The organism is Niallia oryzisoli (assembly GCF_043641075.1).
Lineage (GTDB): Bacteria > Bacillota > Bacilli > Bacillales > Cytobacillaceae > Bacillus_BD > Bacillus_BD oryzisoli_A.
This window is the reverse complement of record NZ_JBHZRC010000003.1, coordinates 210,330-232,476: the sequence shown is the minus strand read 5'-3', so window position 1 is coordinate 232,476 and position 22,147 is coordinate 210,330. Positions and strand designations below refer to the sequence as shown.

Genomic DNA, 22,147 nt, shown 5'->3' with positions numbered 1-22,147 from the left:
AAACGTAGAAATTTATTCGAAGATAGTAGTATGATAAAGTACATAATGAAATGTCTTCCTACAAAAAAGAAAAAGGATGATTACGGTGGATAAAGACAAGGAACGGCTTAGTATAGCTGCAGCACGGCTATATTACCAATCTGATTATAGTCAGCAGGATATTTGTAATAGCTTAGGTGTTTCAAGGCCGACCGTTTCAAGGCTGTTACAATATGCGAAGGAACAGGGCTATGTAAGAATTGAAATTATTGACCCATTGGAGAATATGAATGATATTTCGCAGCAATTAAAGGACCGTTATGGATTAGAACACGTTTTGGTAGCCTATACGCCCCTTAATGAGTATGAAGAAATTATTAAGCATATTACTCGTGCGGCAGCTGATTATTTAGATGAAATCGTAACGGACGGGGATATCATAGGAGTTTCATGGGGGAAAACGATGCACATGTTAGCCTCACAGCTAACGGCAAAGAGAGTTCAGGGTGTAGAGGTTGTGCAATTAAAGGGCGGGGTCAGCCACTCACAGACGCAAACCTATGCGGCGGAAACCATTAATTTATTTGCCAAATCCTATTACACGGTTGCCCGCTATTTGCCCCTGCCCGTTATTTTTGACAAAAAGGAAGTCAAACTGATGGTTGAAGAAGATCGTCATATCCAGCGAATCATTGAACTGGGTAGACAAGCAAATATTGCGATCTTTACGGTGGGTACGGTTCAAAAGGATGCACTATTATTTAATTTAGGTTATTTTAACGAAAAGGAAAAGGCAGAACTGCAGCAGTGTGCTGTAGGTGATATTTGTTCGCGATTCTATAATGCTGAGGGCAGGATATGCAAAGAAGAGCTAAATAATCGAACCGTGGGGATCGAACTAGAGGAATTACAGAAAAAAGAGAAGAGCATCCTTGTGGCTGGCGGAGAGCATAAAATTCAGTCAATTCATGCAGCCTTGATTGGAAAGTATGCGAATATTTTAATTATTGACCAGTATACTGCAAGAGCGCTGTTAGAAATGAAATAGAAGGACACGAAAACCTGTTAGATTAACAATCTAGCAGGTTTTTTTTAGCTGCAGAGCCAATAAAAATTTGATTGAACAAAATTTCATATGTATATTTACATTTGTTCAACTCGGTGGTATTCTTGATTTATGAAATCGCTTTACTGAAAATCAAATAGAAAAGGAAGATACTAGATGATAGCAAATATGATTGATCACACTTTGTTAAAACCTGATGCAACTGAAAATGAGATTATGAAATTAATAGAAGAAGCTAAGCAATACAACTTTGCTTCTGTATGTATTAACCCATACTGGGTATCGCTAGCAGCAAAGAATCTGCAAGGAAGTGATGTTAAGGTTTGTACCGTGATTGGCTTTCCACTTGGCAGCACGACTACTTCTGTGAAGGCATTTGAAGCAGAAGAGGCTATTAAAAATGGAGCGCATGAAATTGACATGGTCATCAATATTGGCCTTCTAAAAGCAGGTGAAGATGCAAAGGTAGAGGCGGATATCAAAGCAGTTGCTGATGTGGCACACGGTAAAGCACTACTTAAGGTGATCATTGAAACATGTTTATTAAATGATGATGAAAAGCAGCGTGCCTGCCAATTAGCTGTAATTGCGGGTGCGGATTTTGTTAAAACTTCAACTGGGTTTTCAACAGGTGGAGCAACTGTTGAGGATGTTGCTTTAATGAGAAAAGTAGTTGGTGACAAGTATGGTGTAAAAGCATCTGGCGGTGTGCGAAATAAAGCCGATTTAGATAAGATGGCAGCAGCTGGTGCTAACCGTATAGGAGCAAGCTCAGGTGTCAAAATTATGCAGGGACTAACTGTAGAGGCTGGATATTAATTCTTAAATACTATCATCCAGCGATGAATACTGGAGCAATACATATTTCTGAGAATGTTGTTCCCGTTTTTTGTTTTAGATTCCTATAAAGGGGATTCGTTATGGAGTGCACTCTTATTGACTTCGTCGAAATCTCCTTATAGGAAATCCTTTGTGAAAAATTGATTTACCAAATGTTAAATGAAGATGAATACGGGGGTATTATCATGAAAAAGGAAAATATTATTCAATTACCAAACGGCTATCTAAATCGAACTCCTATTTTTCAATACATCATGCTATCATTACTTTTTCCTTTATGGGCAGTTGCCGCTAGTTTAAATGATATTTTAATTACTCAATTCAAAAGTATTTTTGAGTTAAGTGATCTTGCGAGCGCTTTCGTACAAAGTGCCTTTTATGGAGGCTATTTCTTAGTAGCGATTCCTGCATCAATGGTTATTAAAAAGACAAATTATAAGATTGGGATTATCACAGGATTAGCCTTTTATATCATTGGTTGTTCATTATTTTTCCCAGCGTCACATATGGCCACATATAATATGTTTTTATTTGCGCTTTTTGCCATTGCTATTGGTTTAGGCTTCTTAGAAACCTCTGCCAACACATATAGCTCAATGATTGGTCCGAAACAATACTCAACACTTCGCTTAAATATCAGTCAAACGTTCTATCCAATCGGTTCGATTGCAGGGATTTTATTAGGTAAATACCTTGTATTCCAAGAAGGGGAGAGCCTTCAAGCTCAAATGGCTACTATGACTTCAGAAGAAGCGAAAGTCTTTGGCGCTCAAATGCTGCAGCACACATTGGAGCCATATCGATACATCATCTTTGTTCTGATTGCCATGTTAGTATTATTCCTTGTTATTAAATTTCCAAAATGTAAGCCCTTAGAATCCGCTGATTCCTTGAAAGTGAAGAATCCAAGCATTCTAGAAACCTTGAAATATCTATCTAAAATTCCAAGCTTCCGCAAAGGTATTTTGGCTCAATTTTTGTATGTAGGAATTCAAACCGCTGTTTGGTCATATACGATTCGATTAGCATTAGAGCTTAATCCACATATCAATGAACGATTTGCTTCAAACTTTATGGTATTTAGCTTTATTGCCTTCTTTGTAGGGAAATTTGTAGCTAATTTATTAATCTCTCGTTTTTCACCAACGAAGGTTTTGACAGCGTATTCAGTCATTGGAACCCTATTATTGGTTTATGTTGCATTAGTTCCAAACATGTCAGCCGTATATGGAGCTATTCTTGTAAGCTTGTTCTTTGGTCCGTGCTGGGCTTCCATTTATGCAAGAACACTGGAAGTAGTAGACGATAAACGACATACAGAAACAGCAGGAGCCATTCTTGTTATGTCCATTGTTGGTGGTGCGGTAGTGCCTGTTATCCAAGGCTTGGTTTCTGATATAACAGGATCACTATCCTTATCCTTCCTAGTTTCTATGGTTTGCTTCCTTTATATTAGCTTCTACTTTTATAAGGAAATGAAAAGAGAAGTGAGCATAGAAAAGAAAGAAAAAGTAGTAAATGCAAAGGCAATGTAATAGGCAGTAAAAGAATAGCAGAGCAGGGCCACTTGTGGTCCTGCAACAATTCCTATAGGTCAACAGTGAAAGGAAGATGCAGTATGGCGGGTATCATTGAATTGCAGCGTGGTTTTTTCAAAGAAAATAGTTCTGTTATTTTCAGAAATAATGAATTTAAGGTATCTTTATTTCAATATCCATCAGGTGTAGAAGCGGTAGAGGTAATAAATTCACGTGGAAAAATGGTGGTTCTTCCATTTATGGGCCAAATCATTTGGGATTTAGAATTTGATGATGTCAATCTTAAAATGAAGAATATGTTCTCACAGCCAAAGAAAGTGAATGAAATTGTTGATACGTACGGGTGTTTTTCCTTCCATTCTGGTTTACTAAGCAATGGCTGCCCAGGTCCTGAAGATACTCATCCATTACATGGAGAAATGGCCTGTGCGAACATGGATCAAGCCTGGTTGGAGGTAACGGATCTTTCTGTAACGGTTGGCGGGTCTTACGAGTATACAAAGGGATTCGGCAGTCATTATTTGGCAAAACCTACCGTTACAATGCTTGCAGGAGAAAGCTTGATTGAAATTGGCATGAAGGTGAAAAATCTCTCAGGTGCTGAAATGCCTTTACAGTATATGTGCCATACAAACTATACCTATTCTCACGACGCATTGCTGAAGCAGAATATTCCGGACAGCGCTTTTTCTCTTCGAAAGTCGATTCCAGATCACGTGAAACCAACGGAAAAGTGGCTTGCCTTTAATGAGGAACTGTTAAATAACCCTAACGGAACGCTAAAGACGCTTGACCGTCCGGATATGTATGATCCAGAAATCGTCTTCTTTGCTGATCATTTGGATCAGTATACAAAGGAAGCAGAATTTGAAATGGTTTCGCCAGAAGGCGTAACACTGTTTACGAAATTCTCTACAGATGAATTTAATTTTGCTACGCGCTGGTTATTATACAATGAGGATCAGCAGGTTGCAGCATTTGTATTACCTGGTACCTGTCGTCCAGAGGGATTTTTAGCAGCAAAAGAATCAGGCAGTTTAATTACCCTGTCATCTGGTGAAGAGAGATCATTCAAAGTCGTAACGGGTAAGAAATAAGGAGGAAGTCAACATGGACATTGCAGTTATTGGTTCCAATATGGTGGATCTGATTACATATATTGATAAAATGCCGAAAGAGGGAGAAACCCTGGAAGCTCCAAGCTTTGAGCTAGGCTGTGGAGGGAAGGGCGCGAACCAAGCGGTAGCATCAGCCAAGCTTGGATCAAAGGTCATGATGCTGACCAAAGTAGGCGATGACATTTTTGGCGGCAATACGATTCAAAATCTAGAAAAGTTTGGAATTGATACAACATTTGCTTGTAAGGTTCCTGGAACGCCAAGTGGTGTAGCACCTATTTTTGTTGATCCGCAGTCAAAAAATCGTATCCTAATTGTAAAGGGTGCCAATCAGCATCTCCTGCCAGCAGAAATTGATAAGGCAGCAGAACAATTGAAAAAATGCTCTGTGATTGTGCTACAATTGGAAATTCCTTTGGAAACGATCTATCATGCGATTGATTTTGGTGTGGAACATCATATCCCAGTTATATTGAATCCTGCTCCGGCATCAAAGGAATTGGATTTTGACTATGTGTGTAAATGCGATTTCTTTATGCCGAATGAGACTGAATTAGAAATTTTAACTGGCATGCCTGTAGAAACGGAAGAGCAGGTTCGTGCAGCTGCTTCTTATCTTATTGAAAAAGGTGTCAAAAATGTTATTGTGACAATGGGCAGCCGTGGTGTACTATGGGCTACTAAGAAGCAAATTCAACGCGTTGATGCCTATCGCGTTGATGCCATTGATACAACAGGAGCCGGTGATGCATTTATTGGTTGTTTTACCCACTACTACGTAGAAACCAAAGACGTACTTCAAGCGATCCAAATGGCTACTGGCTTTGCCGCATTGAGTGTAACAAAAAGAGGAACACAAATCTCCTATCCAAGTAAAGATGAATTGAACTTATTTATAGAAGAAAATGGTTTAAGACAAGTTAAATAGAAAAAGATAGTTTGTAAGAATGCTAGAGAACCAGTGATGGTCTCTAGCTTTTTTTCGTATGGGGTGTTATGCCTCTTGGTTACTATACATACTTTTTGATGCTTCGCTGATCTCTACGGTATCAGTGTTCTGTATTTTTTTGATACTAAAATCTCCCTAAAAACGTACGCGAAGTTATGAAATACCACTTTGAAAAAACTATGTAAAGTGTCAACTTCCTTTATTTTAAGTGTAAACCCTTAACTTTTCCTTAAAGTCTGCAGGGGAGAGTGCCTGTTTTGTCTGTATGGTTTATGTTTCTTTTTTAGCGGATATTTATTAGACAGAATGTTTCAGATTTTGTCAAGTTCCGATATTATTGAACACCTTCTGTGTGGTATTATGTAAGAGTGATTTTTATCAGGAGGAAAACTGTTAATGATTGATATCCAGATTCTTAATCCCTTTAGAAAAAAATGCAATCTGAAGACTGAAAAATTCGAAGATTATAATATACATTGTGAACATATAACTTCCTTTTTAAAAGAAAAAGGAGGGAATCACGCATCCCATTTAATCTTTTTGCAGGATAAAGAAATATTTTGGACTAGTAGAAGTAATGTATTAATTGCTTATAAAAGAATTGGCAATAAATTAGTCGTGCTTGGAGATCCGATTGGAGAAGAAGCAGAGATCAAGGATGCCATAAAGGAATTTTGTGAATATGGAAAAATGAGAGGATTGAAGCCTGTATTCTATCAAATAAGTCCGCAGTATATGCAATATTATCATGATTCAGGTTATCGTTTTCTGAAGCTAGGTGAGGAAGGACTCGTTAATTTGAAGCAATTTTCTCTAGAAGGAAAACAGGGTGCAAAGTTACGAACACGAATGAATAAGTTTGCACGAAATTCATATAGATTTAAAGTTGTCTATCCTCCTTTTGCAGATGACCTTCTTACGGAGTTAAAACATGTATCGGATTCATGGTTAAGCGGGCAGAAAGAAAAAGGCTTTTCCGTTGTCTCTTTTAGCGAGGAATATGTTTCCCGCTTTCCTATAGCGGTTTTATACGATCCTAATGATGACATTATTGCATTCTCAACATTAGCAACGGATTATAAATCCACGATTACGATTGATTTGATGAGAAAGCTTTCGGACAGTCCACATGGAACCATGGATGTCTTATTTATTCATATTTTTAAATGGGCAAAGGATAACGGATACAAACAGTGCAGCTTGGGTATGTCACCACTTTCAAATGTAGGACATTGCAAGCATTCTTTCACTAGTGAAAAAATTGCACATCTTGCGTATCTCTATGGTAATTCCTTGTACAATTTTAAAGGCTTAAAAGAATTTAAAAATAAATTTGCGACCGACTGGGAGCCTAAATATTTAGCGTATAAAAAAGCCTCATTGCCTATTACTTGTGTACAGCTGCTATTACTGATTAATCGAAAACATGCTTTCATTAAAAGGGATCATGAGGAAACATACGAATATCTTTCAAAAAAGCGTGATAACACAATCGCATTTTGATTGTTAATCTAGGAATCTTTCTTATTAATTGAAAGGACATCGTTATGGACATAAATAAAGAACTATCCTTTAAATTTATTAAATACTGCTTTGTCGGCTGTTTAAGCACGCTCACTTATTTTTTATCCGTATTTGTTTTAGTAGAGTTTATAAAATATGATCCTTTGTATGCATCGGCCTTATCCTTTATTTTTATGACGTTGATTTCATATTTGTTAAATAGAAGGTTTACCTTTGGGAGTACGTTTTCCACGAAAACCTTGCTTCGTTTTCTTGCTGTTTCTTTAATCGGTTTTATACTAAACTTTATCATTATGTTTTTTATTATAAAGGGTCTCTCTCTTCATTATTTTTTCGGAGAGCTCGTAACAACACTGGTCATACCAGTGATTAATTTTCTATTAAATAATTATTGGACATTTAATATAGAATCTGAGGGTGGAACCTTGTCAACAGAGGACACCTCGTCTCAGAGTGGAATATAGTGAACGGCACCACCAATTGGTAGGCATAACTAACAATTTGGTGGTGCCGTTTTTATTATAAATAACTAGACTAGTTACGATTCACCTTAAGCCTTTTTGCCCTGCTGAGTAGCACGAGTTTGTGATATAATATTCGTAATCTTTCATATATTTTGGAGGGCATTTGATGAAACCGACACTTACAAATAATGAAGTTGGATCCATGGAATATAACCTTTCTATTAATAAAATTTGGAAGCAATATCAAGAAATGGGACAATATACGGGTGATGAGATCCGTATGGACATTTTCCATTCATGGGAAGATTCGAAGAAGCTAGGCATCAGTCCTTTTCAAAAAAAAATTAATGAAATTATTACGCATACCGATTTAGATGATCGGCTCGAGAAAAATAAAGAGCTGATTACCGTTGCCTCGCCAAAAATTAAAAATTTATCTGACCTATTAAATGAATCAAAAACGATGTTTTCTATTGCCGATAATCACGGTACCGTTCTGTATTCTGAAGGTGAAAAGAATATCCTGAAGAAAGCGGAGAGAATCAATATTTTCACTGGAGGTACCTGGACTGAGAAATCTGCGGGAACAAACGCAGTGGGGCTTGCACTGAAAACCAAACAGAACTCGCAAGTTTTGTTTTCGGAGCATTATTGTGAAAAAAATCATGAATGGTTTTGTGCTGCTTTCCCTATTTTGTATCCGTTTACAAACGAGCTGTTAGGCGTGATTAATATTGCAGGATGTAATAATCAGTTAAATAAGCAGCACCTTACGTATATCTTTTCCGAAGCAAATCAAATCTCCAAATCGATCAATCAATATTTTTTCAAATATGCTTTAAGAAATCATTTATTTTTAAATACGGCACTGGAAGGCGTGGAAGATGCAGTATTTATCGTGGATGGTGGAAAAAGTATTGTCGAAAAAAATGCAGCCGCTCAATCACATTCCCTTCTAAGTGAAGTTCAGACCTTAACTAGCATACCAAAGTTAAATCATTTCGTAGAGTTTGTTTTACAAAATGGACAACAGGTTATAAGAGAAGAGGTAACTATTAATCATAAAAACAAGCAAAAATTTGTCTGCTCTATTTATCCTGTTACCTTCCAGGATGAGATTCTAGGTGCTGTTATCTTTTTTAGAAAAAACGCAGGGCTTTCGATCGCAAAGTCGCAAAAACCTAACTTCATTCAATCAAGAAATTCTCAATCCACACGATATAGCTTTGATGATATGATCGGTTCATCAAAGGAGTTTATAGATTCTGTAAAAAAGGCCCAGAAAGCTGCGATGATTGATACCACTGTTTTTCTATCAGGTGAAACAGGGACAGGAAAAGAGCTTTTTGCCCAATCCATCCATCAGGGTAGTAACCGGAGTGATAAACCCTTTGTAGCCATTAACTGTGGAGCTGTTCCACATAGTTTGTTAGAAAGTGAATTATTTGGATACGAGTCAGGTGCATTTACGGGAGCGAAATCGAAAGGAAGTCCCGGTAAGTTTGAATTGGCTCAGGGAGGGACAATTTTTCTTGATGAGATTGGAGATATGCCATTAGATTTGCAGGTTCACCTGCTTCGGATATTGGAAGAAAGGGTAGTCACTAGATTAGGAGGGGGTAAACCGATTCCTCTTGATGTACGTGTCATTGCGGCTACTCATAAAAATTTAAAGGAAGCTGTACAAAAAGGTGAATTTCGTGAGGATCTATTGTATCGTCTGAACGTGATCCAGCTGCGAATTCCTGCGTTACGTGAAAGGAGCGAGGATATCCCTGCATTGGTCCATCACTTTATAAGCATGATGGGTGAAGAATTTGGAAAGCATGATATTGCCGTACAAGAGGATACCTTGCAGTACCTGACACACTATCACTGGCCAGGGAATATTAGGGAATTAAAAAATGTCATTCAACAGTCACTTTTTAATATGGAAGGAAACAGCCTATCCCCATTCGACCTTCCTCCAGAATTGCTTAATGACCCGGTAGAGGAAGATGAAAAGGGAAGAATTATTGAAGCGATGATTAAGGAGGGTGGAAATGTCACAAACGCCGCAAAAATCCTTGATATTTCTCGCGCGACCATGTATCGAAAAATCAAACAGTATCAGCTGACTGCTGAAGATTGGAAAGTAAGAATGAAATGAAATAATACCTCCATTTTAACCCTCTCTTAGTTGAGAAGGATAAAATGGAGTTTTTTTTCTTGAGACTGTGAGACACATGAGACAGATGAGACACAATCCGTCTCATTGAGACAAAATGAAAAAATACAATGGCAAGGAAAAACATTGTTTTGACAGCGTTTTCAACCTTTTATAAAAATTGGCACGATACTTGCATTATATAAAAGTGTAGAGAAAACATTCACTTCAAGACGAAAGCAAGGTGATGAACAGAAATGAAAGAATTTGATCTCATTGTCATTGGGGCAGGACCTGGGGGATATGTATCCGCCATTAGGGCTGCTCAATTAGGCAAAAAGGTAGCGATCGTCGAAAGAAAGAAATTAGGTGGAACCTGTCTAAATGTCGGTTGCATACCTTCAAAAGCATTATTAAAACATAGTGAAATGGTTGAAGAGATTCAAAAGGCAAATAGCTGGGGCATTAAAACAGGTGAATTATCGATTGATTTTCCAAAATTAATGAAGCGTAAGGATCAAGTCGTACAGACGCTAACCGGTGGAGTGGACCATCTGTTAAAGAAAAACAAGATTACGTTTTTTCAAGGAGATGCAACTGTAACGGAAGACAGAGTGGTTTCCGTCGGTGACGACAAATTGAAGGGTCGAGATATTTTATTAGCAACAGGTAGTAGACCGTTTATCCCGCCTATCAAAGGATTGGATAGAGTAAACTACTTAACTACCGATTCATTCTTTGACTTGAAGGAATTGCCGAAATCGATGGTCATCATCGGCGGTGGGGTGATATCCGTAGAGTTAGCTTTTGCGATGGCTCCACTTGGGACAAAGGTGACCATTATCGAAGTAGCTCCAGATATTCTTTTAACCGAAGACCTTGACGCACGTAAAATCATAAAAAAACATTTACAAAGGAAAAAAGTACAAACCATTATAAAAGCTGAAATCCGAGAAGTAAAACAAGGAAAAATCATTTTAGCGGATCAAGAAATTCCATATGACACTCTGTTAGTCGCAACGGGTAGAAAGCCGAATATCGAAGTGGCAAAAGAGTTGAACCTAAAAATGGATGCTTCGAATAAATTTGTTGCTGTTAATGATTTTTATGAAACTAGCAAAAAACATGTTTATGCAGTAGGTGATTTGATCGGAGGCTATCAATTGGCCCATGCAGCAAGTGCTGAAGGTCTTATTGCGGTTCAAGCCATGAATGGTGAGAAGCCTCAACCTCTAGATCAGACAGAAATTCCAAGATGTGTATATACACATCCAGAAATCGCTTCATTTGGTCTAAATGAAGAACAGGCCAAGAATGCCGGTTATGATGTGAAAATCACCACATCTAACCTTGCAGGAAATGCAAAAGCCATTGCGATGGGAGAAACAGAAGGTTTTATCAAAATCATCTCCGACCATCGATATGATGAAATACTAGGCGCTGTAATTGTCGGTGCCAATGCAACCGAGCTCATCGGAGAAATTTTATCCATGAAGCATTCAGAAGGAACGATGAATGAACTAGCAAGCATGGTTCATGCCCATCCGGCTATTTCTGAAGCAATTGGTGAAAATGCAAACGCTTTATTCAAGCAAGCTATTCATATGTAATCAACCTATAAGGAGGAATTATAAATGGAAAAGGAAACGGTACTTTGGATATATCAAAAGATGAATGAAATCAGATTTTTTGAAGAAGATGTACACCGTACTTTCGGAAAGGGATTAATTCCAGGATTTGTTCATTTGTATGCAGGGGAAGAAGCTGTTGCAACAGGAGTCATGGCCCTATTAGATGAAGAGGATTATATTACAAGTACTCACCGTGGACATGGACATGCGATTGCAAAAGGCTGCGATATCAATGGCATGATGGCTGAAATTATGGGGAAAAAGGATGGCCTAGGCGGAGGTAAAGGCGGATCCATGCACGTTGCCGACGTTGGCAAAGGTATGCTAGGCGCCAATGGGATTGTTGGCGGCGGATTCGGCTTAGCGGCTGGCGCGGCACTTAGCATTAAGACATTAGGCCGTGACAATGTGGCTGTTTGCTTCTTTGGTGATGGAGCATCAAATGAAGGATTATTCCATGAAGGCCTAAATCTAGCTTCCATTTTGAACTTACCGGTTATCTTTGTTTGTGAAAATAATCAATTTGGTGAAGGTACACCGTTTAGATATGCAAGTGCTTCTGAAACGGTTGCGGAAAGAGCACCAGCTTATAATATGCCTGGCGTACGTGTGGATGGCATGGATGTTGAGGCTGTATACAATGCGACAAAAGAAGCAATTGAACGAGCGAAGTCAGGGAACGGCCCTACCTTGATTGAATGTGATACGTATCGAAAATTCGGCCACTTTGAAGGGGACGAACAAAAATATAAAACGGATAACGATCCAAATAAAGACCGTGATCCGATTATCGAACTTAGAGAAAAAGCCCTTCAAAATGGCTGGATGACAGCAGAAGAAGCCGATCGTATTGAAGCGGAAGCGAAGGAAACCATCAAAAAAGCTGTTGAATTTGCAGAAGCAAGTCCACTGCCGGATTTAGAAACTTTATATACGGATATCTTTGCATAAGAATAGGAGGAATGAAAAATGACAAAAAGAGAAGTAACTTTTATGACTGCTATTACTGAGGCGATGTCACAGGCAATGAGAAAAGATGAAACCGTTATTTTAATTGGTACGGATGTAGCGGGCGGTGCTGAAGTCGATCATTTAGTGAAAGACGATGGCCGTTATGATGATGCATTTGGCGGTGTTTTCGGATTATCCAAGGGGATGGTAACAGAGTTTGGTCGAGGACGTGTCATTGACACACCAATCGCAGAGCATGCCTATTTTGGTGCGGCTGTAGGTGCGGCAGCAACAGGTTTACGTCCGATTGCTGAATTAATGTTTAATGATTTTGTTGGATTCGCTCTGGACCCAATCTTAAATCAAGCAGCCAAAATGCGCTATATGTTCGGCGGAAAAGCAAAAATCCCTCTAACTGTTCGGACCGTCCATGGAGCAGGTGTAGGAGCGGCTGCGCAGCACTCCCAAACTCTGTATGGAATGTTTGGTGCCATTCCAGGTGTTAAAGTGGTTGTACCTTCCAATCCATATGATGCAAAAGGCTTGATGTTAGCGGCGATTGAAGAAGATAACACAGTTGTTTTTTCAGAAGACAAGACCCTTTACGGCATGAAAGGGGAGGTACCTGAAGAATACTATACAATTGAAATCGGAAAAGCCAATGTAACGAGAGAAGGAACAGACCTTACCATTGTGGCAATCGGTAAAATGGTGCACGTAGCCCATACGGTAGCAGAAACATTGGATAAGGATGGAGTTTCAGTGGAAGTTATTGACTTAAGAACGGTAGCACCATGGGATGAAGAAACCGTTCTGAACTCTGTGAAGAAAACAGGTCGATTAATTGTTATGGATGAATCGAATCCACATAATAACACAGCTACAGATATTGCATCAGTCGTGGCGGATAAAGCGTTTGATTATTTAGATGGTCCGATTAAAACGGTATGTGCACCAAATACACCAGTCCCATTTGCTTATAATTTAGAACAAGCCTATATTCCAGATGCGAAAAAAGTGTTGGCTGTTGCAGAAGAATTAATCGCTGACTTGAAAAAACAACAAGTAATGAACTAGGAGGTGAAGAGGAATGAGTGAAGCAATAGTAATGCCGAAGTTAGGAATGACAATGACAGAAGGTACGATTGTGGAATGGTATAAAGAAGTAGGAGATCTCGTTAACGAAGGAGAACCTGTTTTAATGATCAGTTCGGAAAAATTAAACCAAGACGTTGAAGCTCCTATTTCAGGTATTTTACTAGCGAAAAATGCGAATGTAGATGATCAATTAGAAGTAGGTGCGGCAATTGCGATAATTGGAGAAGAAGGCGAAGTGCCTGTAACGAATGAAGGAAAGGCCGAGCAGCCTGCAGCAGATCCAGAAAAAGTGGAAGCAGTTCAAAGTGCTAATTTGGTCAAAACAGAACAAATGGAATCAAAAGGAAGCCGGATTTTTATTACTCCATTAGCAAGAAAAATGGTGAAAGAACAAAATCTGGATAAGGATTTAATTAAGGGAACCGGCGGAAACGGCAGAATTACAAAACGGGATATCCAACGGGTTTTAGCGAGTGGATACGATTATCAAGCAGCTTCACAAGTGGCGGCAGCCCTGGCTGTACCTACTTCTTTTGCCAATGTTGAATCCATTGGTGAAGGCCTAAATCCAATGAGAAAAGCCATTGCTCGCAATATGCGTAGAAGCTTGGGACAAACCGCTCAATTAACATTACATCGAAAGGCAAATGCTGATAGCTTACTAGACTTCCAAAAGGTGCTTCGAAACAAAATTGAGTCAGCTGATATAGATGTCAAGCTTACCTTGACGGTATTGATTGCTCGAGCAACGGTTTTAGCATTACAAGACTTAAAGAAAATGAACTCTCACTATCAGGATGGTCAGTTAACAGAGTTTGATGAGGTACATCTAGGGATTGCAACCTCTTTGGACGATGGCCTACTAGTTCCTGTTGTGAAGGATGCACATCAAAAAACAATCGGTGCTTTGGCAAAGGAAATAAAAGAAATCTCGACGAAAGCAAGAAACGGTCAGGCAAGCGGCGATTTACTAACAGGCTCCACCTTCACCATTACAAACCTTGGAGCCAGCGGAATTGAATACTTTACACCTATCTTAAATACACCAGAAACAGGTATTTTAGGAGTAGGGGCATTCCAGGATGAATTAATATTAGATGAAGAAGGCCAAGTGAAATCCGTTAAGAAAATTCCGTTCAGCCTCACCTTCGACCATCAAATAGCAGACGGTGCATTAGCAGCAGAATTCTTAAGTATCTTAATTAACTATATTGAAAACCCATATTTATTAGTTCTTTAATAAACAAGAAAAGAGATGGACAGTAGAGATGCTAAACAAATCTATTGTTCATCTCTTTTTGTTTTGGAAGCGGGGGGACGGTTCTTCTGCTTCCAAATTGGGTTGAGAGGAATAAGGGGACCGGATTTTTGTAGATCTATTTCATTAAATAAAAAGCTGCTCTGCTCTTCATTAACATCTTTTTAAAAGAATAGTAATGTTCTGTATAACTTATAAGTTGTACAATAGAAAGATATGAATAATACAGCTAGGAGAGACAAATGGATAAGAAAGAACAATCATTAGTGAAATATTATTATAGTAAGCTGATGGATCATACCTTTGATGAGAAGGATATCTATCCTTTTTTACAATTTATCACCAGTCGATGCAAAGAGATACGCAGTATTCATGAGCTTACAGATTTAGTTGTGCAGCGGGAACAGTATACAGGATTTATCAAGGATTATATTTTTGAAATGAGAAAAAAGTTTGAAAGCCTTGGGAAAACGAAATCGGCTCTTAGGATTGAAGATGTATTTTCCTTCAAGGAAATTAAAAGTGGAGTGAACAAAGCTATAGAGGAATGGCGGTTAGATGGTCTAACGAACGAACAAATAAATGATTTGGTCACTTGCCTTATTTCCATCCTCCAGCAGATTTCTATCATGGAGAATGACAGAGTAATTGGAAAGCTCTTTTTTGCTATCTCCCAAAAACAAATCATCTTGATGGTAGAAATAGAGGTTCAGCAAAATATGTTTAAGAAAACGAATGCGGTGTTCCCTGTCCTGACTGCCAATAATCATTATCTGGATATGAAAAAGCAGGATCGATTCGATACACCTTATCTGTTTGCTGATGAGGTGATTGAAATCATTAACCATGAAGGAAAACTGGAGATTGTTATACCGGAATAAATTATCTTTCATTTACTTTCACTTATTCCCCATAACATAAGAGATTGACAATATATTGGTACGTATGGTTGTGATATGGTGAACCGTACCATAAATAAATGAGGTTCTTCTTAGTTAATATTCTTGAACGAAATAACTTGAACAAATAAGATAGTAGAGTATTTTTCTCTACTATCTTTACTAATCAACAGCACCTGTTCGTTTTATTTCAACCTTAATAGTTGATTTTAACTTTAAATTTGAATACTTTTCCCTCAAATCTTTATCACTTAAATTGGAATATTTTCTGATGCTTTTTATTTTTCTCCCAATGCCAATTGGATCAGTTTTTAATTTTCTTAACTCCTCAAGAAAATCCCCCAATTCTTTGTTTAGTTCTTCCCCAAGCAGTTGCTCTAATTTTTTTATAGATTTCCTATTGTTAAGAGGAATTGCAGGCTGTACTTCTATAGTTGAAACCGTTATCGTTGCGTTTAGATAAAAGTCATCTTCGTTAAATAATTTAACCTTTCCGTGGTGCTTTATTGGGTGAATAGTAATGTTAAAATTATCTCCTTTTGGCTTTTCGACTAATGGTATTCCCTTTTGTTCTAAAACCTCTATAGGAATGTTTAATGTTATATCTCCCAAAGAAGCCTTGCGATTGGAGAATAATTTTATGAACAAGGTTTTTGTCAAAGAAATAGAACCGACCATTTTATCATCCTTTAATAATGCCACCTTTTCAATATAGGGTGCTGCACCTTTCTTATTCGATATAATCGGTAAGGTGGGATCGATGCCAATTTCATATAGAGTGGAGAAAAAATCATGCAGGTTGGAGTTTATTAACATTTCCTTCCTTGCTTGCTTATCCAATAATTGATAAATATAGGACCCCATCTCAGGGTATTCTTCATAGTTATTATTGTTAATGACTTCTTCACTATTGTTTGTAATCGCCAAAAATATTAATGATCCAATGCTGCTGTCTCGCTGCATTGAATCTAAAAAAGATGAAATTCCTATCTTTTCACTTATATCTTTATCAAATAGTATTGTCCTCAATTGTCCAGATGTAATGTCGTGGCTTGTTTGTTGTTCTAACCTTTGTCTTATTTGTTTGCTTGTAGAACCGACGGCAGAAATGGTTTCACTTGTTTTCTCTTCTTTACGGTCGAATTGCAACAAGCTAATAGAGCCTTTATATGTATCTTTATCAAGTAAATCATAACCAATAATAGTTGAAATCCCTTGCCTTTCTAATATTTTTTCAGGGGGCACACATGCAGTGCAGATAAGACAACAAAATAGAATAAGCCATTTTTTCATCGTTTCAACTCCGTTAAGATTGTGAAAAAATTTTAGATTTAATGATTGAAATGAAATATAACAAGAATGGATAGATAAACCATAGGTAAAAGCCAACATGACCAACTTGATCAAAAAAAAGGTTATTGTCGACTCTTTTGGTGACAAAAAAACTCGTGATAAAAATGATTATGGAGATTAACCATATACCATGTTTTTGTTTTAAATGAAATATTTGTTTTAATCCTTTTGAAGAAATGAACAGGTATAAACATAAATTTGGAAAAATAACCAATATCCAAAATGGAACGGCAATAAATTCAAACCGTTCAAGAAATGGAAAATGGACCGTGCTTATCATACTGACCACAGGCCAAATATATTTTTCCAATTCCTTTTGACTAAAAAATAAGATCGAAATAACCGTTGTGATAAATACAAGAAGTGTAGTAAACCAGATTGCTAATTGACTGAAAAAAAGCAGCTTTTTTTTCTCCTTTATAAATGGAAAAATAAAAAATAAAGTTTCAAAACCTAACATTGTAAAATTGGTTTTAAATACTCCTTTCATTATTTGTTCAGGGGTTGCAGACATGACGGGTAAAATTCTCGTGAAGTTTATCGATTCAAGTGGTTGATAAAAAACAAATACCATCCATATAGTCATTAAGAAGGATAAGAAACATGTTCCTGCAATTACTCTGAATCCACCAGAGACGGCATAAATGGTTACTAATAATAGCGCTAAAACACCTACCCATTCATCAAGTCCTTCATATCCCCATGTCAGGGACAATTCAACATAAGCGATGATGATAGAGTAAAGTGCTGCAATAAAGTAAATAACCATAAAGGTATTGATGATACTGCCTATAAAGCGACCAAATAAATTCTCGTGTATTTCATAAAGATTACAGTTTTCATATTTAGCAAGGATGCGCATTATTATCAAAATGATAACACTTATGAATAGTCCAGAGAGTAGAACGCTGATCCAGGCATCTTGCTTAGCTTCAAGAAAAACAAATCTAGGAACGCCAAGTATGCCCATTCCGATTTGTGAAGTGTGAATGATAAAGAAAGCAAGATAGGCGTTTACAAAACTAATATTTGATTTCATTATCCACCTCAAATTTCATCTAAATCGTTATCTGTTTTTTTAGATTTCCTTCCTATCCGGAATAAGTTTAATGGACGATTAACAACAGGACGTTTCCTATAAAAATGGTGTGGGAGACGTATAAAGGAGTATTTTAAATCCTTTATCCTAAGCGGGTATAGTGGTGCAAGATAAGGTCTATTTAAGGATGTCAACTTTAACAAGTGGACAATCAGTACACAGACACCGATGATAATCCCATTAAAACCCCAAACACCTGCTAGAATAATGAAAGGAAATCTGGCAATTCTTATAGCAGTACCCATTTCATAAATTGGAGCTGAAAAGGCCCCTAAGGCACTAAATGCCACGATTATAATTAAAATGTTGCTAGTTAAGCCAGCCTCAACAGTTGCTTGACCAATCACAATCCCTCCAACAATCCCCATTGTTTGACCTACTTTTGATGGTAGACGTGCCCCTGCCTCTCTAAGTAATTCAATTAAGAATTCCATTAATATTGCTTCTAGTAACGGGGGAAAAGGAACTTGTGAACGTGATTGCCCAATGACAATTAACAATTTAGATGGTATAAGTTCATAGTGATAGGTGAGGACTGCCACATAGAAGGCTGTAAAGAGCAATGATCCAGCCATAGCTAAAAACCGTATAAATCTAATGAAAGTACTCAAAGACCAGCGTAAATAAATATCTTCTGTTGATTCAAAAAACGAAAAAAAATTAGCAGGCCCAATAATAGCTACTGGGCTTCGATCTAAAAGGATACCAACCCGTCCATTTAAAATAGAATAGAGAAATCGATCGGGCAGTTCTGTCATGATAAACTGAGGAAAAAAAGAATAATGATTATCTTCAAGACACTGTGCCAAAACTGAACTGTCACTTATATCATCCATTGTAATAGTTTCAAGCTTCTTCTTAAGTGTTTTTAGTATGTCTTCATCCGTTAAATCTTTAATGTAAATAATTCTTAATTTCTTCTTAACACGTTCTCCTATTTCTAATTCATCTGTACACAAATTAGAATTATTTAGATTTTGTCTGATAATTTTTATATTAGAAGACAATGATTCTGTAAACGAAATTTTAGGGCCGTATACCAAAGATTCAGTTTCTGCTTTCTCGATGGATCTTTCAATTGGATTAGCACAATTTACTAAAAGGGCTTTATTTTCTTTTAATAAGTAAATATAAACGAATCCATTTAAAAGTGAAGAAATAATTTCTTGTTCCTTAAAGTCAATCTTTACCTCGTCAATAGGGATATTCTTCATTAAATAAGAATAGGTTATATCTTTTTCTGGAAGCTGTTGAATGAATTTAATTACATATTCATTAACTGTTTCAGTCTTAATTAAATTTTTCATAAAGATAACTTCCAGACAATCTCCAGCGACCTCAATTGTTCTGCAAAGTAAATCTGGTGATTGGTTGAGGATATTTTTAATTTTTTTATGATTTGGGCAATTATTGTTATTTGGTGTGTTTGCCATTTGAAAAATCCTTAATAATTTTTTCTTATTTTTTGAAAAAGAAAACCATTTTATCCACGGCTTTATAAAAAAGTAAGTCCACAAAGTAGTTTATGGACTTTATTTGAACTGAATTGTAAGAGATAATAGATGTAATTAACTGTGTGGAAACAGGATAAGTTGTTTGAGTAATTAAAGAGGGCGATAAATCCTCATTTAGATACAACACGGTGAACCGTACCATAAATAAGTAATAAACAAGCCGAGCTATCAAGTGTATTAAACTTGGTAGCTCGGCTTGTTTACCTATCGTTACATTATAAATCATCTAACTAAACCTTTCTATCAACAGCTTGGGGAGGCTGTTCAAACCACTTTTCTTTTATTGCTAAAAGTAGACCAGAACCATAAAATTTCTTCATATCATCAGATATTTTACCTAATTTAGAAACTACATCTGTTCTTAAACTAGAGGTCATAGCCTGATTTACCATAGTAAAACAGAATATTCCTAGACAAGTATTCACAAAAAACAACATTAATTTATCGGAAAAAGGAGATGCCTCTACATTGGAAATTAGGTAGTCTCCTGAGGCTGAAATCGGGATGTTTTCTTTATCGAGAACTTCTTTTAGTGAATTTAATACTTTTTCAATCCCATCTCTACCTTTACCAAAATGCTGTTTTAAATCCTTTGTTTTAGCTAATTTACTAAAGGTAACAAAAATCATTTTTGAGAATTGTGCCCTATGAATAATCCTTGATAAATTAGCGATTTCAGCTGCATTTAAAGGTCTTGAACCACCAAAAAAACCATTAAGATACATGAAGCTATCAGCCAATTCAACCTCACTATCTATTGCTACTTGTGGAGGTTTTAAATATACCCCTAGGGATAGCATTAATTCTACAATTTCATCCTGGATTTTCACAGTGAAGGCAATGTTTCTTTGGAAATGTTCACGAATATCGTTTCTAGTGCATTCTGATAATGCAATAGGATATGTACTTATCGAGAGGTGGGTTAGATCGAAACAAAAATTTAAGATAAAGGTATCAGAAAATATTTTGATTCCGTCAATCCTTACGTCTTTCTCAGTAAAACCTTGAGGAGCGTTTAGATTCTCTTTGTCAAATATCTCTTTGAGTTCATTTATATTTTCTTGAGATTGAGTTAATATTTTTTCTATTATTTGTTTTATTTTGCTATCATCTGTACTAGCCAGAAAATATTCCAAAAGTCTTTGTTGCATACTATTCATTAAAAAGGAAGACCAGAGGTTAGATACTTCATTTGCGGTTAATTCTGGAAAGGGCATATGTTTATTTGCATTACTCATCTTATTCACTCCTTATTAAATAGAATTTCCCACCCTTCGACATAATATAAGTTAATTGGTAAAAGAGAAATAGTAGCAGGACATCGTTCCGGACTTACGTGTTGGACGCACAGGTTAAGCGCCCGATTTGATATATAGACGGAAAGATTCCGCTTAATTAGTAAATATCATTGGAAAGAGCTTATATAGACGGAGAGATTCCTCCTATTGACTTGAAAAACGTAAAAAAAGGTGGATTTTGAAGGGATAACCGGAAAACCTCCCCTTATATCCCCCGAAAACAGCTCCACCCTGAATCTAACCGAAAAATCTCCGCTTATCTTACGTTTGCTGGTTACTCAATTAAGGACAAGCCTTCTTATTTAATATTGCCATTTTTATCTCAAATCCAGAAGCATCTCAAATTGATGTATTACGTGTTTATTTTTTAAAAAGATTCCCAAATGAGTAAACAACCTCCATTAGACTTAAAATAGAATAAATGAAAGGAGACCACCCTTTATGCACTTAATTAACAAAATAGGCAAGAGTTTTTGGTACAGCACTCCGGTTTCGGTTACTGACCGGCCCATTCTTGGGATGGTGGTGGGCAATAACAAGACATTAATGATTGATGCAGGCAACTCTGAAGACCATGCAAATTATTTTCTGAAGGAGCTCCTGGAAAGGGAGGTTCCCAGGCCAGATCTAGTGGTCCTTACACATTGGCATTGGGATCATATCTTTGGTCTTTCCGCATTACCGAATACCGTTTCGATTGCTTCCAAACAAACAAAAAAAGAAATGGAGAGGCTGATCCCGTTTTCATGGTCTGACGAGGCAATAGATGCGCGAGTGAAAAAAGGATTAGAAATTGAATTTTGTGCGAATGCCATTAAAGCGGAATTCACCGATCACCGAGATATCACGATTGTTTTGCCGGATTTAACCTTTGAAAAACGAGTGGAAATAGACCTTGGCGGGGTAACCTGTCTTGTACAGCACGTTGGAGGGGATCACGCTGCTGATTCAGTTATCGTGTATATCGTAGAAGAAAAGATTCTCTTTCTTGGTGATTGCATTTATCCTGATATTTTTTCTGAAAAAGAAAACTATACAATCAAGGAAACACTGAGGCTATTGGATGAATTAGAATCATTTGATGCAGATACATATATACCATCGCATCAAAGCCCGATTTCAAAAGAGGAATTTAAGCTACAAGCAGTCAAGCTTAGAACAATTGCGAAATATACAGAAGTCTGCGGTGGAGATAAACAGGAAATAATGAAGGAATACGAAAAGCTCGTAAAAAGGGAGCTTACAGAGGACGAAAAAATAACAATTGCCGACTTTGTAAATGGTTATTAAATCGACCCCAAAAACTTTCACTTAGAAACAGTCTAATTAGTTTAGTTAGGCTGTTTTTTTGTTGGTTTTTTAATAAATTGATGCCCATATGCTGAACATTTTCCCTATTATTACTATCGATATATTAAAAAT

At 37.0% G+C, this 22,147-nt stretch carries 18 protein-coding genes; 14 read left to right on the top strand and 4 right to left on the bottom strand.

Translation table 11 applies throughout. The features are described from left to right. Positions 1 to 85: 85 nt before the first annotated feature. The 13 genes from ACHUFV_RS13315 (at position 86) to ACHUFV_RS13255 (ending at position 15,443) form a co-directional block, all read left to right on the top strand. Positions 86 to 1,027, top strand: coding sequence for a sugar-binding transcriptional regulator (locus tag ACHUFV_RS13315; RefSeq protein WP_394234867.1), 942 nt, complete (start codon positions 86 to 88; stop codon positions 1,025 to 1,027). 174 nt (positions 1,028 to 1,201) lie between these two features. Continuing rightward, complete coding sequence (gene deoC, locus ACHUFV_RS13310) at positions 1,202 to 1,864, top strand: deoxyribose-phosphate aldolase (RefSeq protein ID WP_394234865.1); 663 nt, start codon at positions 1,202 to 1,204, stop codon at positions 1,862 to 1,864. Positions 1,865 to 2,070: 206 nt separating this feature from the next. Beyond that, on the top strand, positions 2,071 to 3,420 hold the full coding sequence (gene fucP / locus ACHUFV_RS13305) for an L-fucose:H+ symporter permease (RefSeq protein ID WP_394234863.1): 1,350 nt from the start codon (positions 2,071 to 2,073) through the stop codon (positions 3,418 to 3,420). 83 nt (positions 3,421 to 3,503) lie between these two features. Continuing rightward, complete coding sequence (locus ACHUFV_RS13300; protein WP_394234861.1) at positions 3,504 to 4,520, top strand: aldose 1-epimerase family protein; 1,017 nt, start codon at positions 3,504 to 3,506, stop codon at positions 4,518 to 4,520. A 13-nt stretch (positions 4,521 to 4,533) separates the two neighbouring features. Beyond that, positions 4,534 to 5,469 carry a ribokinase gene (gene rbsK, locus ACHUFV_RS13295; RefSeq protein ID WP_394234860.1) on the top strand — a complete coding sequence of 312 codons (936 nt, stop codon included), beginning with the start codon at positions 4,534 to 4,536 and terminating at the stop codon, positions 5,467 to 5,469. A 417-nt stretch (positions 5,470 to 5,886) separates the two neighbouring features. After that, complete coding sequence (locus ACHUFV_RS13290; RefSeq protein WP_394234858.1) at positions 5,887 to 6,993, top strand: phosphatidylglycerol lysyltransferase domain-containing protein; 1,107 nt, start codon at positions 5,887 to 5,889, stop codon at positions 6,991 to 6,993. 44 nt (positions 6,994 to 7,037) lie between these two features. Continuing rightward, positions 7,038 to 7,478, top strand: coding sequence for a GtrA family protein (locus ACHUFV_RS13285; RefSeq protein ID WP_394234856.1), 441 nt, complete (start codon positions 7,038 to 7,040; stop codon positions 7,476 to 7,478). A gap of 166 nt (positions 7,479 to 7,644) precedes the next feature. Continuing rightward, the gene (locus ACHUFV_RS13280; RefSeq protein ID WP_394234854.1) at positions 7,645 to 9,627 is read left to right on the top strand and encodes a sigma-54-dependent Fis family transcriptional regulator; all 1,983 of its coding nucleotides are present in this window, start codon (positions 7,645 to 7,647) and stop codon (positions 9,625 to 9,627) included. Between the two features lie 254 nt (positions 9,628 to 9,881). Then, entirely contained in the window at positions 9,882 to 11,234 is a 1,353-nt protein-coding gene (lpdA, locus tag ACHUFV_RS13275; RefSeq protein ID WP_394234852.1) for a dihydrolipoyl dehydrogenase, read from the top strand. 24 nt (positions 11,235 to 11,258) lie between these two features. Then, positions 11,259 to 12,206: a thiamine pyrophosphate-dependent dehydrogenase E1 component subunit alpha gene (locus ACHUFV_RS13270; RefSeq protein WP_394234850.1), complete on the top strand. Its 948-nt coding sequence runs from the start codon at positions 11,259 to 11,261 to the stop codon at positions 12,204 to 12,206. 18 nt (positions 12,207 to 12,224) lie between these two features. After that, complete coding sequence (locus tag ACHUFV_RS13265) at positions 12,225 to 13,283, top strand: alpha-ketoacid dehydrogenase subunit beta (protein WP_394234848.1); 1,059 nt, start codon at positions 12,225 to 12,227, stop codon at positions 13,281 to 13,283. A gap of 13 nt (positions 13,284 to 13,296) precedes the next feature. Further along, the gene (locus ACHUFV_RS13260; RefSeq protein ID WP_394234847.1) at positions 13,297 to 14,544 is read left to right on the top strand and encodes a dihydrolipoamide acetyltransferase family protein; all 1,248 of its coding nucleotides are present in this window, start codon (positions 13,297 to 13,299) and stop codon (positions 14,542 to 14,544) included. A 260-nt stretch (positions 14,545 to 14,804) separates the two neighbouring features. Further along, positions 14,805 to 15,443: a hypothetical protein gene (locus tag ACHUFV_RS13255; RefSeq protein WP_394234846.1), complete on the top strand. Its 639-nt coding sequence runs from the start codon at positions 14,805 to 14,807 to the stop codon at positions 15,441 to 15,443. Positions 15,444 to 15,623: 180 nt separating this feature from the next. Here ACHUFV_RS13255 and ACHUFV_RS13250 read toward each other — a convergent pair whose 3' ends face one another. From ACHUFV_RS13250 to ACHUFV_RS13235, 4 genes are all read right to left on the bottom strand, one after another. Further along, a complete protein-coding gene (locus ACHUFV_RS13250) occupies positions 15,624 to 16,754 on the bottom strand; it encodes a Ger(x)C family spore germination protein (protein WP_394234844.1) in 1,131 nt (376 codons plus the stop codon). A gap of 13 nt (positions 16,755 to 16,767) precedes the next feature. Next, the gene (locus ACHUFV_RS13245) at positions 16,768 to 17,853 is read right to left on the bottom strand and encodes a GerAB/ArcD/ProY family transporter (protein WP_394234842.1); all 1,086 of its coding nucleotides are present in this window, start codon (positions 17,851 to 17,853) and stop codon (positions 16,768 to 16,770) included. A gap of 8 nt (positions 17,854 to 17,861) precedes the next feature. Beyond that, positions 17,862 to 19,346, bottom strand: a complete 1,485-nt coding sequence (locus ACHUFV_RS13240; protein WP_394234840.1) for a spore germination protein — start codon at positions 19,344 to 19,346, stop codon at positions 17,862 to 17,864. A gap of 311 nt (positions 19,347 to 19,657) precedes the next feature. Further along, on the bottom strand, positions 19,658 to 20,665 hold the full coding sequence (locus tag ACHUFV_RS13235; RefSeq protein WP_394234839.1) for a DUF3231 family protein: 1,008 nt from the start codon (positions 20,663 to 20,665) through the stop codon (positions 19,658 to 19,660). A 501-nt stretch (positions 20,666 to 21,166) separates the two neighbouring features. Here ACHUFV_RS13235 and ACHUFV_RS13230 point away from each other — a divergent pair. Continuing rightward, the gene (locus tag ACHUFV_RS13230) at positions 21,167 to 22,015 is read left to right on the top strand and encodes an MBL fold metallo-hydrolase (RefSeq protein WP_394234837.1); all 849 of its coding nucleotides are present in this window, start codon (positions 21,167 to 21,169) and stop codon (positions 22,013 to 22,015) included. Positions 22,016 to 22,147: the final 132 nt, after the last annotated feature.